Annotated in this window: 16 protein-coding genes; 12 read left to right on the top strand and 4 right to left on the bottom strand. The window is 60.3% G+C overall.

The features are described from left to right. Window positions 1–8 precede the first annotated feature (8 nt). Window positions 9–821: a cytochrome C assembly family protein gene (locus tag RHM60_RS11045; RefSeq protein ID WP_373460566.1), complete on the bottom strand. Its 813-nt coding sequence runs from the start codon at window positions 819–821 to the stop codon at window positions 9–11. Between the two features lie 234 nt (window positions 822–1,055). Between RHM60_RS11045 and ffh the strand changes: the two genes are divergently transcribed. The 9 genes from ffh (at window position 1,056) to thrC (ending at window position 9,508) form a co-directional block, all read left to right on the top strand. After that, window positions 1,056–2,432 carry a signal recognition particle protein gene (ffh, locus tag RHM60_RS11040; protein WP_003193965.1) on the top strand — a complete coding sequence of 459 codons (1,377 nt, stop codon included), beginning with the start codon at window positions 1,056–1,058 and terminating at the stop codon, window positions 2,430–2,432. Window positions 2,433–2,683: 251 nt separating this feature from the next. Next, the gene (gene rpsP, locus RHM60_RS11035) at window positions 2,684–2,935 is read left to right on the top strand and encodes a 30S ribosomal protein S16 (protein WP_003238923.1); all 252 of its coding nucleotides are present in this window, start codon (window positions 2,684–2,686) and stop codon (window positions 2,933–2,935) included. Window positions 2,936–2,940: 5 nt separating this feature from the next. Next, window positions 2,941–3,477, top strand: coding sequence for a ribosome maturation factor RimM (gene rimM / locus RHM60_RS11030; protein WP_057007239.1), 537 nt, complete (start codon window positions 2,941–2,943; stop codon window positions 3,475–3,477). Continuing rightward, window positions 3,459–4,232 carry a tRNA (guanosine(37)-N1)-methyltransferase TrmD gene (gene trmD / locus RHM60_RS11025; protein ID WP_209984441.1) on the top strand — a complete coding sequence of 258 codons (774 nt, stop codon included), beginning with the start codon at window positions 3,459–3,461 and terminating at the stop codon, window positions 4,230–4,232. The genes rimM and trmD overlap by 19 nt, the downstream gene beginning before the upstream one ends. A gap of 43 nt (window positions 4,233–4,275) precedes the next feature. Continuing rightward, a complete protein-coding gene (gene rplS / locus RHM60_RS11020) occupies window positions 4,276–4,626 on the top strand; it encodes a 50S ribosomal protein L19 (protein ID WP_003175895.1) in 351 nt (116 codons plus the stop codon). Between the two features lie 200 nt (window positions 4,627–4,826). Beyond that, window positions 4,827–5,723, top strand: a complete 897-nt coding sequence (gene xerD / locus RHM60_RS11015) for a site-specific tyrosine recombinase XerD (RefSeq protein WP_209984434.1) — start codon at window positions 4,827–4,829, stop codon at window positions 5,721–5,723. 142 nt (window positions 5,724–5,865) lie between these two features. After that, the gene (locus RHM60_RS11010) at window positions 5,866–6,597 is read left to right on the top strand and encodes a disulfide isomerase DsbC N-terminal domain-containing protein (protein WP_209984432.1); all 732 of its coding nucleotides are present in this window, start codon (window positions 5,866–5,868) and stop codon (window positions 6,595–6,597) included. A gap of 129 nt (window positions 6,598–6,726) precedes the next feature. Beyond that, window positions 6,727–8,031 carry a homoserine dehydrogenase gene (locus RHM60_RS11005; RefSeq protein WP_209984430.1) on the top strand — a complete coding sequence of 435 codons (1,305 nt, stop codon included), beginning with the start codon at window positions 6,727–6,729 and terminating at the stop codon, window positions 8,029–8,031. 67 nt (window positions 8,032–8,098) lie between these two features. Next, window positions 8,099–9,508 carry a threonine synthase gene (gene thrC, locus RHM60_RS11000; RefSeq protein WP_057007235.1) on the top strand — a complete coding sequence of 470 codons (1,410 nt, stop codon included), beginning with the start codon at window positions 8,099–8,101 and terminating at the stop codon, window positions 9,506–9,508. An 84-nt stretch (window positions 9,509–9,592) separates the two neighbouring features. Here thrC and RHM60_RS10995 read toward each other — a convergent pair whose 3' ends face one another. Then, window positions 9,593–9,814 carry a hypothetical protein gene (locus RHM60_RS10995; RefSeq protein WP_015372877.1) on the bottom strand — a complete coding sequence of 74 codons (222 nt, stop codon included), beginning with the start codon at window positions 9,812–9,814 and terminating at the stop codon, window positions 9,593–9,595. 64 nt (window positions 9,815–9,878) lie between these two features. Then, window positions 9,879–10,100 carry a hypothetical protein gene (locus RHM60_RS10990; RefSeq protein WP_322214435.1) on the bottom strand — a complete coding sequence of 74 codons (222 nt, stop codon included), beginning with the start codon at window positions 10,098–10,100 and terminating at the stop codon, window positions 9,879–9,881. A gap of 299 nt (window positions 10,101–10,399) precedes the next feature. Here RHM60_RS10990 and RHM60_RS10985 point away from each other — a divergent pair, with 299 nt between their 5' ends. Then, window positions 10,400–10,684, top strand: a complete 285-nt coding sequence (locus tag RHM60_RS10985; RefSeq protein WP_231423217.1) for a DUF3509 domain-containing protein — start codon at window positions 10,400–10,402, stop codon at window positions 10,682–10,684. Between the two features lie 179 nt (window positions 10,685–10,863). Here the strand turns inward: RHM60_RS10985 and RHM60_RS10980 are convergent, their stop codons facing one another. Then, window positions 10,864–12,063, bottom strand: a complete 1,200-nt coding sequence (locus RHM60_RS10980) for a CaiB/BaiF CoA transferase family protein (RefSeq protein WP_209984420.1) — start codon at window positions 12,061–12,063, stop codon at window positions 10,864–10,866. A gap of 150 nt (window positions 12,064–12,213) precedes the next feature. Between RHM60_RS10980 and RHM60_RS10975 the strand changes: the two genes are divergently transcribed. Together RHM60_RS10975 and recJ are read left to right on the top strand one after the other, a co-directional pair. Then, the gene (locus tag RHM60_RS10975; RefSeq protein ID WP_003238901.1) at window positions 12,214–12,756 is read left to right on the top strand and encodes a YaeQ family protein; all 543 of its coding nucleotides are present in this window, start codon (window positions 12,214–12,216) and stop codon (window positions 12,754–12,756) included. A gap of 58 nt (window positions 12,757–12,814) precedes the next feature. Then, the gene (recJ, locus tag RHM60_RS10970; protein WP_231423214.1) at window positions 12,815–14,524 is read left to right on the top strand and encodes a single-stranded-DNA-specific exonuclease RecJ; all 1,710 of its coding nucleotides are present in this window, start codon (window positions 12,815–12,817) and stop codon (window positions 14,522–14,524) included. Window positions 14,525–14,593 lie beyond the last annotated feature (69 nt).

Genomic DNA, 14,593 nt, shown 5'->3' with positions numbered 1-14,593 from the left:
GCTGCCCGTCAGATATGCAGGATGTATTCGCGAACCAGCTTGCTGCCGAAATAGGCCAGCATCAGCAGGCAGAAACCGGCCAGGGTCCAGCGGATTGCCTTGTGCCCGCGCCAGCCGAGGCGGTTGCGGCCCCACAGCAGCACGCTGAACACCACCCAGGCCAGGCACGCCAGCAGGGTTTTGTGCACCAGGTGCTGGGCAAACAGGTTCTCGACGAACAGCCAGCCGGAAATCAGCGACAGCGACAGGAGCGTCCAGCCGGCCCACAGGAACCCGAACAGCAGGCTTTCCATGGTTTGCAGCGGCGGGAAGTTCTTGATCAGGCCAGAAGGGTGTTTATGTTTGAGCTGGTGGTCCTGCAGCAGCAGGAGCAGGGCCTGGAACACCGCGATGGTGAACATGCCGTAGGCCAGGATCGACAGCAGGATATGCGACAGGATGCCCGGCTCTTCATCGATCACCTGCACCGTGCCGGTGGGGGCGAACTGCGCCAGTAGCACCGTGAGCACGCCCAGCGGGAAGAGCAGCACCAGCAGGTTTTCCACCGGGATGCGCGTGCAGGCGATCAGCGTCAGGCCGATCACGGCCGCCGCGATCAGGCTGGCGGCGCTGAAAAAATCCAGGCCCAGGCCGATCGGCGTCATCAGGTGGGTAAACAGGCTGGCGACGTGCGCCACCAGGGCGAGGCCGCCAAGGCCTGCGAGCAGGCGTTTGTCGGCCTTGACGCATTTGGCCAGGCGGGTGCCCTGGTAGAGGGTCGCAGCGGCATACAGGATGGCGGCGGCGAGGCTGGGTAGCAAACTGGGTGACAAGGGAAGCATAAATCCTGAAAGGAAAGCCCGAAAGGCGCTGAGTTTGGCATACACAGACGTTGCACGAAAGACTCCCGGGCCAGACAGCGGGTGTGCATGGGCGCAGTCTTCGCTATAATCCGCGACCTGCCCACGCCGCAGGCTCGCCGAGCGCTGTTTTTAATAGCGATTTACCACAGCCTGGGCCGTCATTACCTCGGTCTACCAAAGCATTTCGATGAATGGGGCCTGAAAGGATCGCGCATGTTTGAAAACCTGACTGACCGTCTCTCGCAGACGCTGCGCCACGTTACCGGCAAGGCCAAGCTGACCGAGGACAATATTAAAGACACCCTGCGCGAAGTGCGCATGGCGTTGCTGGAAGCCGACGTCGCCCTGCCGGTGGTCAAGGACTTCGTCAACTCGGTCAAGGAGCGTGCGGTCGGCACTGAGGTGTCGCGCAGCCTGACCCCGGGCCAGGCGTTCGTGAAGATCGTCCAGGCCGAACTCGAAAGCCTGATGGGCGCCGCCAACGAAGACCTGAACCTCAGCGCCGTGCCGCCGGCCGTCGTGCTGATGGCTGGTCTGCAGGGCGCGGGTAAAACCACCACGGCCGGCAAACTGGCGCGCTTTCTTAAAGAGCGCAAGAAGAAGTCGGTAATGGTGGTGTCGGCTGACGTCTACCGTCCGGCCGCCATCAAGCAGTTGGAAATGCTCGCGGGCGAAGTGGGCGTGACCTTCTTCCCGTCGGACCTGAGCCAGAAGCCGGTCGACATTGCCAACGCAGCTATTAAAGAAGCCAAACTGAAGTTCATCGACGTGGTCATCGTCGACACCGCCGGTCGCCTGCACATCGACGAAGAGATGATGGGCGAGATCAAGGCGCTGCATGCCGCGATCAACCCGGTCGAGACGCTGTTCGTGGTCGACGCCATGACCGGCCAGGATGCGGCCAACACCGCCAAGGCCTTCGGCGACGCGCTGCCGCTGACCGGCGTGATCCTGACCAAGGTCGACGGCGATGCCCGTGGCGGTGCCGCGCTGTCGGTGCGTGCCATCACCGGCAAGCCGATCAAGTTCATCGGTATGGGCGAGAAGAGCGAAGCGCTCGAGCCGTTCCACCCTGAGCGTATCGCTTCGCGCATCCTCGGCATGGGCGACGTGCTCAGCCTGATCGAGCAGGCAGAAGCCACCCTCGACAAGGACAAGGCCGACAAGCTGGCCAAGAAGCTGAAGAAGGGCAAGGGCTTCGATCTCGAAGACTTCCGCGATCAGCTGCAGCAGATGAAGAACATGGGCGGCCTTGGTGGCCTGATGGACAAGCTGCCGAACATCGGCGGTGTGAACCTGGCGCAGATGGGCAATGCCCAGGGCGCGGCAGAGAAGCAGTTCAAGCAGATGGAAGCCATCATCAATTCCATGACCCCGGCCGAGCGCCGCGACCCTGAGCTGATCAGCGGTTCGCGCAAGCGTCGGATCGCCATGGGCTCCGGCACTCAGGTGCAGGACATCGGTCGCTTGATCAAGCAGCACAAGCAGATGCAGAAGATGATGAAGAAATTCTCCGCCAAGGGCGGAATGGCCAAGATGATGCGCGGCATGGGCGGTATGTTGCCCGGCGGCGGCATGCCGAAAATGTAAAGTATTCGAGCGCAGGCACAGCGTGCGCTCCGACCCACAGGGATGTGGGATCTCCAGCAAACCCGCCGTTGGCGGGGGCTGACTCGCCGTTTTTAACGACGGCTCTATAGCAGATCTGAATGGCACGCGGGCAGGCGCCGGAAAAAGACATTTGCAAAAGTCCGGATATTCCTTAGAATATGCGGCCTTTCGGGCACCTATGCCCGCTGTGCATTTAGATTTGCAGCACCGACTACAGGAACGATGTTCACATGCTAACAATCCGTCTTGCCCTTGGCGGCTCCAAAAAGCGCCCGTTTTACCACTTGACCGTAACCGACAGCCGCAACCCGCGCGACGGTTCGCACAAGGAACAGGTTGGTTTCTTCAACCCGATCGCTCGTGGTCAAGAAGTTCGTCTGTCCGTGAACCAAGAGCGCGTAGCCTACTGGCTGAGCGTGGGTGCACAGCCATCCGAGCGCGTTGCAAAGTTGTTGAAGGACTCGGCTAAGGCCGCAGCCTGAGCAATATGAACGCGACGCCAACTGTTGCTGATGATTTGATCGTTATCGGCAAGATTTACTCTGTTCATGGCGTTCGCGGCGAAGTGAAGGTGTATTCCTTTACTGATCCGACTGAAAACCTGTTGCAGTACAAGACCTGGACGCTCAAGCGCGAAGGTAGTGTGAAACAGGTCGAGCTGGTCAGTGGACGCGGGAGCGACAAGTTCCTGGTCGCAAAGCTCAAGGGTCTTGATGATCGTGAAGAAGCTCGTCTTCTGGCCGGTTATGAGATCTGCGTGCCGCGCAACCTGTTCCCTGAATTGACCGACGGCGAGTACTACTGGTACCAGCTGGAAGGTCTGAAGGTTATTGATCAACTGGGGCAATTGCTCGGGAAAATCGATCATCTTCTGGAAACCGGCGCCAATGATGTAATGGTGGTCAAGCCTTGCGCTGGCAGCCTGGATGATCGCGAACGGCTGTTGCCCTATACCGGGCACTGCGTGTTGGCCGTCGACCTTGCCGCAGGCGAGATGAAGGTGGAATGGGATGCGGACTTCTAGGCGTGGCTAATTTGCGCATTGAAGTGATCAGTTTGTTTCCCGAGATGTTTTCCGCCATCAGCGAGTACGGCATCACCAGTCGGGCGGTGAAACAGGGGCTGTTGCAGCTCACCTGTTGGAACCCGCGAGACTACACGACGGATCGGCATCACACTGTGGACGACCGCCCATTTGGCGGTGGCCCGGGCATGGTGATGAAGATCAAGCCCCTGGAAGACGCACTGGTTCAGGCCAAGGCAGCTGCAGGGGAGAAGGCGAAGGTAATTTACCTGTCCCCTCAAGGCCGTCAGCTGAAACAGGCTGGGGTCCGCGAACTGGCGAATGAGGAAGCATTGATCCTGATTGCCGGTCGCTATGAAGGCATTGACGAGCGTTTTATTGACGCTCATGTCGATGAAGAGTGGTCGATTGGGGACTATGTCCTGTCTGGCGGTGAGCTGCCGGCGATGGTCCTGATAGATGCGGTTACACGGCTGCTGCCTGGAGCTTTAGGGCATGCGGACTCCGCGGAGGAAGATTCCTTCACGGATGGTTTGCTGGATTGCCCGCACTACACCCGCCCGGAGGTGTATGCGGATCAGCGTGTTCCCGACGTGTTGCTAAGTGGCAATCACGCACACATCCGGCGTTGGCGTTTACAGCAGTCCCTTGGTAGGACCTATGAACGACGCGCCGATCTTCTGGATAGCCGCTCGCTTTCTGGAGAAGAGAAGAAGCTGCTCGAGGAATACATCCTCGCGCGGGACGATAGTTAAACGTATCGATGGTAGGTCCATTGACTTACCTTAGGAGCACAGCATGACTAACAAAATCATCCTTGCACTCGAAGCAGAGCAGATGACCAAAGAGATCCCTACCTTTGCCCCGGGCGACACCATTGTCGTTCAGGTGAAAGTGAAGGAAGGCGACCGTTCGCGTCTGCAAGCGTTCGAAGGCGTGGTAATCGCCAAGCGTAACCGTGGTGTGAACAGTGCTTTCACTGTTCGTAAAATCTCCAACGGTGTTGGCGTAGAGCGTACTTTCCAGACCTACAGCCCGCAGATCGACAGCATGGCCGTCAAGCGTCGCGGTGACGTACGTAAAGCCAAGCTGTACTACTTGCGTGACCTGTCCGGTAAAGCAGCTCGCATCAAGGAAAAACTGGCTTAAGTCCAGCGTTCCGATGCAGAAAAAAGCAGCCTTCGGGCTGCTTTTTTGTGCCCGGGATTTGTTGACTGGCCCACAGCCGAGTTGCAGCTATCGCGGGCAAGCCAGCGCCCACATGTTGATGTGTAAACATATTCAAGTGTGGGAGCTGGCTTGCCTGCGATAGGATCTACCCGACACCACCGCCACCAGCCTGAGCCCCCATGCCCGCCATCGACCACCCTCTGATCGACCGCTTCCTCGACGCCCTCTGGCTGGAAAAAGGCCTGTCGGACAACACTCGCCAGGCCTACCGCAGCGACCTGGCCTTGTTCAACGGCTGGCTGCAGGAAAAGCAACTCGAACTGATCAACGCTGGTCGCGAGCTGATTCTCGATCACCTCGCCTGGCGCCTGGAGCAGCATTACAAGCCGCGTTCCACCGCACGATTCCTCTCGGGCGTGCGTGGCTTTTACCGTTATTTGCTGCGGGAAAAGCTCATCGCCCTCGACCCGACCCTGCAGATCGACATGCCGCAACTGGGCAGGCCATTGCCCAAATCGCTGTCGGAGGCCGACGTAGACGCTTTGCTCGCCGCCCCCGACCTGAGCGAAGCCATCGGCCAGCGTGACCGGGCCATGCTGGAGGTGCTCTACGCGTGCGGCCTGCGGGTGACCGAGTTGATCAGCCTGACCCTGGAGCAGGTCAACCTGCGCCAGGGCGTGTTGCGGGTAATGGGCAAGGGCAGCAAGGAGCGGCTGGTGCCCATGGGCGAGGAGGCGATTGTGTGGGTGGAGCGCTACATGCGCGATGCGCGCCATGAACTGCTCGGCGGGCGTCCCAGCGATGTGCTGTTCCCCAGCCAGCGCGGTGAGCAGATGACGCGACAGACCTTCTGGCATCGGATCAAGCACCAGGCGAAAGTCGCCGGGATCGGCAAGGCCCTGTCGCCGCACACCTTGCGCCATGCTTTTGCTACCCACTTGCTCAATCACGGCGCCGATTTAAGGGTGGTGCAAATGCTGCTCGGCCACAGCGACTTGTCCACCACCCAGATCTACACCCACGTTGCGCGGGCACGCCTGCAGGATATGCATGCCAGGCACCACCCGAGGGGCTGAAAACGCCCAATTTATGCCGCCACGGGCTGCCCTGCGGCCCAACTGTGGTAGGCTTTGCCGGTTAGCAAAGGCGACGGTCCACCCCCCGAGTTTCCAATCGGCATAACTGTACCGTCCCTGCATCTGCCCCTCAGGAGTTTCCATGCGCTTGATCCAGATTATTGCCGCCGCAGCCATTGCGTTGGTTTCCAGCGTTGCCTTCGCCGATGACGCCGCCGAGCAGGCCATTCGCAAGAGCCTGGCCAACCTGCAGCTCGACACACCCATCGAAAGCATCGGCGCCAGCCCCATGGCCGGCCTGTATGAAGTCAAGCTCAAGGGCAGTCGCGTGCTGTACGCCAGTGCCGACGGCCAGTACGTCGTCCAGGGCTACCTGTTCCAGCTCAAGGACGGCAAACCGGTCAACCTGACCGAGAAAGCCGAACGGCTGGGCGTGTCCAGGTTGATCAACGGCATTCCGGTGGCTGAGACCGTCGTGTACCCGGCGATCGGCGAGACCAAGACCCACATCACCGTGTTCACCGATACCACCTGCCCTTACTGCCACAAGCTGCACGCCGAAGTGCCGGCGCTGAACAAGCTGGGTGTGGAAGTGCGTTACGTCGCCTTCCCGCGTCAGGGCCTGGGTTCGCCGGGTGACGAGCAGTTGCAGGCGGTATGGTGCTCGGCCGACAAGAAAGCTGCCATGGACAAGATGGTCGATGGCAAGGAAATCAAGGCCGCCAAATGCGCCAACCCGGTTTCCAGGCAGTTTGCCCTCGGTCAGTCCATCGGCGTGAACGGTACACCGGCCATCGTTTTGGCTGACGGTCAGGTGATTCCGGGCTACCAGCCGGCACCACAAGTTGCCAAACTGGCTTTGAATGCCAAATAAACCAGCATCGTCGATGCTTCGACGATCAGGGCTCGCCGCCAAACCTGCGGGCCACTAATTGAAAGCCGCAGTTGTGCGGCTGTTTTCCACGGCCGACCTAGCGTCGGCCGTTTCATGGGGAGTTCTTCAGTGAAACCGGTCAAAGTAGGCATCTGTGGGTTAGGGACCGTCGGTGGCGGTACCTTCAACGTACTTCAGCGCAATGCTGAGGAAATTTCCCGCCGTGCAGGTCGCGGGATTGAAGTGGCGCAGATTGCCACGCGTTCGCCAAAGCCTCAGTTCCAAACGACCGGTATTGCGATGACCAACGATGTCTTCGCCGTGGCCAGCAACCCTGAAATCGATATCGTCATCGAGCTGGTGGGCGGCTACACCGTGGCCCGCGAGCTGGTGCTCAAAGCCATCGAAAACGGCAAGCACGTGGTCACCGCCAACAAGGCGCTGATTGCCGTGCACGGCAACGAAATCTTCGCCAGGGCGCGGGAGAAGGGCGTGATCGTAGCGTTCGAAGCCGCCGTGGCCGGTGGCATCCCGGTGATCAAGGCGATCCGGGAAGGCCTGTCCGCCAACCGCATCAACTGGGTGGCGGGCATCATCAATGGCACCGGTAACTTCATCCTTACCGAGATGCGCGAGAAGGGCCGTACCTTTGAAGACGTGCTCGCCGAAGCCCAGGCCCTGGGTTACGCCGAAGCCGACCCTACCTTCGACGTGGAAGGCATCGACGCTGCCCACAAGCTGACCATCCTGGCCTCCATCGCCTTTGGTATCCCGCTGCAGTTCGACAAGGCCTACACCGAAGGCATCACCCAATTGACCACCGCCGACGTGAATTACGCCGAAGCCCTGGGCTACCGCATCAAGCACCTTGGCGTGGCGCGCAGCACCCCGGCAGGTATCGAGTTGCGTGTACACCCGACGCTGATCCCGGCTGATCGCCTGATCGCCAACGTCAACGGCGTGATGAACGCCGTGATGGTCAACGGCGACGCCGCTGGCTCCACCCTGTTCTACGGCGCCGGTGCTGGCATGGAGCCGACCGCTTCGTCGGTGATCGCCGACCTGGTGGATGTGGTTCGCGCCATGACCAGCGACCCGGAAAACCGCGTGCCGCACCTGGCCTTCCAGCCGGACTCGCTGTCGGCCCATCCGATCCTGCCGATCGAGGCGTGCGAAAGTGCCTACTATCTGCGTATCCAGGCCCAGGATCATCCGGGCGTGTTGGCCCAGGTCGCCAGCATCCTGTCGGAGCGCGGGATCAACATCGAGTCGATCATGCAGAAGGAAGTCGAGGAGCAGAACGGCCAGGTGCCGATGATCCTGCTGACCCACCGTGTGCTCGAACGGCATATCAACGAAGCCATCGCCGCCATGGAAGCCCTGCAAGGCGTGGTGGGGCCGGTGGTACGGATTCGTGTCGAACACTTGAATTAACCGATCTGTTCCAGGGGCCCCGTGAGCACGGCGGCCTCTGTTCGAGAATGTTGTAGAGGAGCCAGTCATGCGTTATATCAGCACCCGCGGCCAGGCACCGGCCCTGAACTTCGAAGACGTTTTACTGACAGGCCTCGCCACCGACGGCGGCCTGTACGTGCCGGAAAACCTGCCACGTTTCACCCAGGAAGAAATCGCTTCGTGGGTGGGCTTGCCATACCACGAGCTGGCGTTCCGGGTGATGCGCCCGTTCGTCACCGGTAGCATCCCGGATGCGGACTTCAAGAAGATCCTGGAAGAAACCTACGGCGTGTTTTCCCACAGTGCCATCGCACCCTTGCGCCAATTGGACGGCAACGAGTGGGTGCTTGAGCTGTTCCACGGTCCGACCCTGGCGTTCAAGGACTTTGCCCTGCAACTGTTGGGTCGTCTGCTTGATTACGTGCTGGCAAAGCGCGGCGAGCGCGTGGTGATCATGGGCGCCACCTCCGGTGACACCGGTTCGGCGGCCATCGAAGGCTGCAAGCACTGCGAGAACGTCGACATTTTCATCCTGCACCCGCATCAGCGTGTATCGGAAGTGCAGCGTCGGCAGATGACCACGATTTTTGGCGAGAACATCCACAACATCGCCATCGAAGGCAACTTCGATGACTGCCAGGAAATGGTCAAGAACAGCTTTGCTGACCAGAGTTTCCTCAAAGGTACGCGTCTGGTGGCGGTGAACTCGATCAACTGGGCGCGGATCATGGCCCAGATCGTCTACTACTTCCATGCCTCGCTGCAGCTGGGCGGGCCGGCGCGTTCGGTGTCGTTCTCGGTGCCGACCGGCAATTTCGGCGACATCTTCGCCGGCTATCTGGCGCGCAACATGGGCCTGCCGATCAACCAGTTGATCGTCGCCACCAACCGCAACGACATCCTGCACCGCTTCATGAGCGGCAACGGGTATGTGAAGGAAACCCTGCACGCCACGCTGTCACCGTCGATGGACATCATGGTCTCGTCGAACTTCGAGCGCCTGCTGTTCGATATGCACGGTCGCAACGGAGCTGCTATTGCCGACCTGATGAGCAACTTCAAGAGCGGTGGCGGTTTCAGCGTCGAGCAGGAGCGCTGGACCGAAACCCGCAAGCTGTTCGATTCCCTGGCCGTGGACGACGCGCAAACCTGCGAAACCATCGCTGAAGTCTATGCCCGGACCGGTGAACTGCTCGACCCGCACACTGCCATCGGCGTAAAGGCAGCGCGCGAATGCCGTCGCAGCCTGGATATTCCGATGGTGATCCTCGGCACCGCCCACCCGGTCAAATTCCCGGAAGCGGTGGAGAAGGCTGGCGTTGGCAAGGCGCTGGAGTTGCCCAAGCACATGGCCGACCTGTTTGAGCGTGAAGAGCGCTGCACAGTGCTGGCCAATGACCTGAAGGCGGTGCAGGCGTTTGTCAGCCAGCATGGCAATCGAGGCAAGCCTTTGTAAGGCATCCCGCGAGAATCGAAACGCCGCTTTCCCATCTCTGGGGCAGCGGCGTTTTTGTATGTGGCAGGCCCGGCAGCGTCCTGACTACATAAGCAGTTTGATTGCCACTCCGGTGATTGAAGCGATGGTTGCCACTACGGCCATCGCCACCCCCATGGGGTACCAGAACGTTTCACAGGTAATCTTCAGTGACTCGGACTTGAGCTTGTCTCGCTCTGCCTGCATGCGTGATATCTCGGCGTAGATACGCCTTACATCGGCATGCATCCTCTCCATTGTTGCCTGCTCCTCTTTGTTTTCAACCATCGTAATCATCCTTCGCAACAGGGGCCTTTGACATGCGCTCTTTTGCCCGGCAAAAACATCAGCGTCACGAGAATAGTTTCTGTGCCACTACTATTACCGTGCCAACAGCGGCGTAAAAGCCCGTCGCGATAGCCACTGGGTACCAGAACGTTTCACAGGTTATCTTCAAGGATTCCTTGTTGAGTTTGTTCTGCTCCGCGTTCATCCGGGCAATCTCGGCAAAAATGCGTGACACCTCCGCATGCATTCTGTCTGTTGAGTTCTGCTGTTCATTGGGTTCCACCATCGTAATCATCCTTCGCAATCAGGGCCTTTTGACATGCGCTCAGTCGTGCAGCGCTCACCGAGTATAGGATTCACCTCCAGCCTCAACGCCCGGCAAACCCCAAAACAGCAGCCCATTGCGTAAGCAGGTATGTGCCGCCGTTTTTTACTTGTCATGTTGCGAGCGCATGCTGGTCTCGTCATCCCCCTGCAACCGTTGAAAGACGAAAAAGCGAACTTTCCTACGTCAGAACCAGTCACTTAAGATAGATGCAGCACCCGTTAAGACGATTGTTCCCGAACTATTGAGTGGTGATCGAGATGGAAAGTATCAGCCTATTGCTCGACGAAGCACTGAGCCCTTATCAGGTTACGCTGACCACCTCTGGTGTGCAGGGCGAGAGCCTGGTGACCGTGAAGAATCCTGCCGGCGCCATCGTGGTCGAGCGTGAAGTCGACCAGGTGCAATTGATGGATAAACGTTTGCTGGTGGATGTGGTGGATTGCCTGCTGCGCGACATCAAGATTGCCGAAGGGCGCCTGGAGCCCTCGGTCATCGCAGCCCTGCGCAGCGCGGCCCAGACACGTGGCGCCGCGCTGGCATGAAGAATTGTTTATTGATGGAAACTTCCCACAGCATGCTCGGTCAGATTTTGTAACAGCAAGAGCAAACATTGTGCTCCGGTGTTTGTGGCTTGTTGTACTGGTCATTGTAAGGCCACGTTTAACCCTGAAGTGTCTCCCCACGCTTCGGGGTTTCTTTTTACCCGCGATTTGTCACGGCGTCAGATCGCGCCTTGTTCGCGCAGGCGAACAATCGCCGCCGCGTCATAGCCCAACTCGGTCAGCAACACGCCATTGTGCTCGCCCAATTGCGGCCCGACCCATTCGCAGCTGCCCGGCGTGTCCGAAAGCTTGGGCACGATGCCCGGCATCTTGAAGTCCTTACCGCCCGGCAATTGGGCCTTGAGGAACATCTCCCGCGCGAGAAACTGCGGATCGCCGAGCATGTCTTCGGCACTGTAGATTCGGCTGGCGGGTACGTCGGCCTTGTTCAACTGCTCCACCACCTGCTCCAGCGGCAGGGAATTGACCCAACGATCAATCACGCCGTACAGCTCATCGCGACGGCTGTCACGCCCGTCATTGCTGGCCAGTTGCGGATCGTTCGCCAGGTCTTCACGGCCGATGGCCGACATGAAACGCTTGAAAATCGCGTCGCCGTTGGCGCCGATCTGCACGTGCTTGCCGTCGGCGCTGGTGTGGATCGAGGACGGTGTTATACCGGGCATGATGTTGCCGGTGCGCTCGCGGATAAACCCGAATACATCGAATTCCGGGATCATGCTTTCCATCATGGCGAAGATGGCTTCATACAGCGCCACATCCACCACCTGGCCCAGCCCTCCATTGACCTCACGATGACGCAGCGCCATCAATGCGCCGATCACCGCCCACAGTGCGGCAATCGAATCGCCGATGGAGATGCCCGTGCGCACCGGCGGACGGTCCTCGAAGCCGGTGATATAGCGCAGCCCGCCCATCGACTCGCCCACCGCGCCGAACCCTGGCTGGTCTTTCATCGGGCCGGTCTGGCCAAAGCCCGACAGGCGCACCATCACCAGTTTCGGGTTCAACGCATGCAGGGTTTCCCAGCCCAGGCCGAGCTTTTCCAGCACGCCGGGGCGGAAGTTTTCGATCAGGATGTCGGCGTCTGCCAGCAACTGCTTGAGAATCGCCAGGCCATCGGGATGCTTGAGGTTCAGCGTCAGCGACTTCTTGTTGCGCGCCTGCACGAACCACCACAGCGAAGTGCCTTCATACAGCTTGCGCCATTTGCGCAGCGGGTCGCCGCCGTCCGGTGACTCGACCTTGATCACTTCGGCACCGAACTCGGCGCAGATGCGCGAAGCAAACGGGCCGGCGATGAGGGTGCCGAGTTCGATGACTTTGAGGCCGGCAAGCGGCTTGGCATTAAACGACATAGTGATCCTTCTGCGCTGGGCGGGGAGGGGATGTGATGCTTTTAACATAGGCGCGCCGCTCAGGGATAAGGATGATGCAGCGCAGGATTCGTTGAATGAGCTCTCCATCGGTTAGACTGGCCGCCTTTCCCTGTCTCTAGAAGCCCGTTCATGGCCCAGCCGTCCACGACCTACAAATTCGAACTCAACCTCACCGACCTTGATCGTTCGGTGTACGAGAGCGTCAAACAGACCATCGCCCGCCACCCTTCGGAAACCGAAGAGCGCATGACCGTACGCCTGCTGGCCTACGCCCTCTGGTACAACGAGCAACTGGCGTTCGGGCGCGGCCTGTCGGATGTGGACGAGCCCGCCCTGTGGGAAAAAAGCCTGGATGACCGTGTGTTGCACTGGATCGAAGTCGGCCAGCCGGATGCCGACCGTCTGACCTGGTGCTCGCGCCGAACCGAACGCACCAGCCTGCTGGCCTACGGCAGCCTGCGTGTGTGGGAAGGCAAGGTGGTCCCGGTGGCCAATAACCTGAAGAACGTGCACATCGCCGCCGTGCCCCAGGAAATCCTGGAGGTGTTGGCCAAGGACATGCCACGGGTGATCAAATGGGACGTGATGATCAGTGAAGGCACCATTTTTGTCACCGACGACCGTGGTCAGCATGAAGTGCAATTGCAGTGGCTGGTTGGCGAGCGCGGTTGAAGAGTTGCAGCCGCAAGCTTGAAGCTAAAATCCCCCCATAGAGATCCCATCCCGTCCCATGCGTATCGATCCCCGTCCGTTGCCCGCTGTCTTGCCGTTTCTCGGTGATCTGCCACCGCTGTTGACCCGCCTTTACGCTGCGCGCGGGGTACGCTCCGAGGTCGAGCTGGATAAAAGCCTCAAGCAGTTGATTCCCTATCAGCGGCTCAAGGGCATCGACGCGGCGGTGGACTTGCTGGTGGTCGCCCTGGAGCAGCGCCAGCGCATCCTGATCGTCGGTGACTTCGATGCCGATGGCGCCACTGCCAGCACCGTAGGCACCCTGGGCCTGCGCTTGCTCGGCGCGGCCCATGTGGATTACCTGGTGCCCAACCGTTTCGAGTATGGCTACGGCCTGACCCCGGAAATCGTCGCCGTGGCGCTGCAGCGTGAGCCGCAGTTGCTGATCACCGTGGACAACGGCATTTCCAGCGTCGAAGGCGTGGCGGCGGCAAAGGCGGCCGGGCTCAAGGTGCTGGTCACCGACCACCACTTGCCGGGTGACGAACTGCCGGCGGCCGACGCGATCGTCAACCCGAACCAGCCGGGCTGTGAATTTCCCAGCAAGGCCCTGGCGGGCGTCGGCGTGATCTTCTATGTGCTCATGGCCCTGCGTGCGCGCTTGCGCGACCTGGGTTGGTACGCGGACAAGCCGCAGCCGAACATCGGTGATCTGCTCGACCTGGTGGCCCTGGGCAGCGTCGCCGACGTGGTGCCGCTGGATGCCAACAACCGCATCCTGGTGCATCAGGGCCTGGAACGCATTCGCGCCGGTCGCGCCCGGCCGGGGATCAAGGCGATCCTGGAAGTGGCCAAGCGCGACGCGGCGCGCATCACCTCCACCGACCTGGGGTTTATCCTCGGCCCACGGCTCAACGCTGCCGGTCGCCTGGACGACATGAGCCTGGGCATTGAATGCCTGCTCACCACCGACATTGCCGCCGCCCGGGAAATGGCCGCGCAACTGGACGGCATGAACCAGGACCGCAAGTCCATCGAGCAAGGCATGCAGCGCGAGGCCCTGGCCCAGCTCAAGGACCTGCCGGTGGAGTCGATGCCCTACGGTTTGTGCCTGTTCGACCCGGAGTGGCACCAGGGCGTGATCGGCATCCTGGCCTCGCGCATGAAGGAGCGCTATTTTCGCCCGACCATCGCGTTCGCCGATGCGGGCGATGGCTTGCTCAAGGGCTCGGGCCGTTCGGTGCAGGGCTTTCATATCCGTGACGCGTTGGCCGTGGTTGCCAGCCAGCATCCCAACCTGATCGCCAAATACGGCGGCCACGCCATGGCGGCGGGGCTGACATTGCCCGAGGCGAACTTCCCGTTGTTTGCCCAGGCGTTCGATGCCGAAGTGCGTCGGCAACTGCGCGAAGAAGACCTCACCGGTCGCCTGCTGACCGACGGCACCCTGGCCGTGGAAGAATTTCACCTGGAACTGGCCCGCGCGCTGCGTCATGCCGGGCCATGGGGGCAGCACTTTCCCGAGCCGGTGTTCCATGGTGTGTTCCAGTTGGTGGAACAGCGCGTGGTGGGCGAGCGGCACCTGAAGGTGGTGCTCAAGAGCGAATGCGGCTCGGTGAAGCTCGACGGCATTGCATTTGGGGTGGACCGTGAGGTCTGGCCGAACCCGACGGTGCGTTGGGTGGAGTTGGCCTACAAGCTGGATGTGAACGAGTTTCGTGGCAATGAAACCGTGCAGTTGATGATTGCCCACATCGAACCGCGATAAATTTCAGCCTCACCATAAACACATGTGGGAGGGAGCAAGCCCCCTCCCACATAAACCCTCTTCTACATT

It is taken from the genome of Pseudomonas sp. MH9.3 (genome assembly GCF_034354675.1).
In the GTDB taxonomy this organism is placed as follows: Bacteria; Pseudomonadota; Gammaproteobacteria; order Pseudomonadales; family Pseudomonadaceae; genus Aquipseudomonas.
The sequence above is the reverse complement of the archived record's forward strand: the minus strand, read 5'-3'. Positions and strand labels throughout refer to the sequence as shown.

Coding starts and splice junctions, on each gene's coding strand:
- ffh (WP_003193965.1), top strand. CDS start 1,056: ATGTTTGAAAACCTGACTGACCGTCTCTCGCAGACGCTGCGCCACGTT.
- RHM60_RS10985 (WP_231423217.1), top strand. CDS start 10,400: ATGGAAAGTATCAGCCTATTGCTCGACGAAGCACTGAGCCCTTATCAG.
- trmD (WP_209984441.1), top strand. CDS start 3,459: ATGGGATGCGGACTTCTAGGCGTGGCTAATTTGCGCATTGAAGTGATC.
- recJ (WP_231423214.1), top strand. CDS start 12,815: ATGCGTATCGATCCCCGTCCGTTGCCCGCTGTCTTGCCGTTTCTCGGT.
- RHM60_RS10990 (WP_322214435.1), bottom strand. CDS start 10,100: ATGGTGGAACCCAATGAACAGCAGAACTCAACAGACAGAATGCATGCG.
- rplS (WP_003175895.1), top strand. CDS start 4,276: ATGACTAACAAAATCATCCTTGCACTCGAAGCAGAGCAGATGACCAAA.
- RHM60_RS10980 (WP_209984420.1), bottom strand. CDS start 12,063: ATGTCGTTTAATGCCAAGCCGCTTGCCGGCCTCAAAGTCATCGAACTC.
- rimM (WP_057007239.1), top strand. CDS start 2,941: ATGAACGCGACGCCAACTGTTGCTGATGATTTGATCGTTATCGGCAAG.
- RHM60_RS10995 (WP_015372877.1), bottom strand. CDS start 9,814: ATGGTTGAAAACAAAGAGGAGCAGGCAACAATGGAGAGGATGCATGCC.
- RHM60_RS11045 (WP_373460566.1), bottom strand. CDS start 821: ATGCTTCCCTTGTCACCCAGTTTGCTACCCAGCCTCGCCGCCGCCATC.
- thrC (WP_057007235.1), top strand. CDS start 8,099: ATGCGTTATATCAGCACCCGCGGCCAGGCACCGGCCCTGAACTTCGAA.
- RHM60_RS10975 (WP_003238901.1), top strand. CDS start 12,214: ATGGCCCAGCCGTCCACGACCTACAAATTCGAACTCAACCTCACCGAC.
- rpsP (WP_003238923.1), top strand. CDS start 2,684: ATGCTAACAATCCGTCTTGCCCTTGGCGGCTCCAAAAAGCGCCCGTTT.
- RHM60_RS11010 (WP_209984432.1), top strand. CDS start 5,866: ATGCGCTTGATCCAGATTATTGCCGCCGCAGCCATTGCGTTGGTTTCC.
- xerD (WP_209984434.1), top strand. CDS start 4,827: ATGCCCGCCATCGACCACCCTCTGATCGACCGCTTCCTCGACGCCCTC.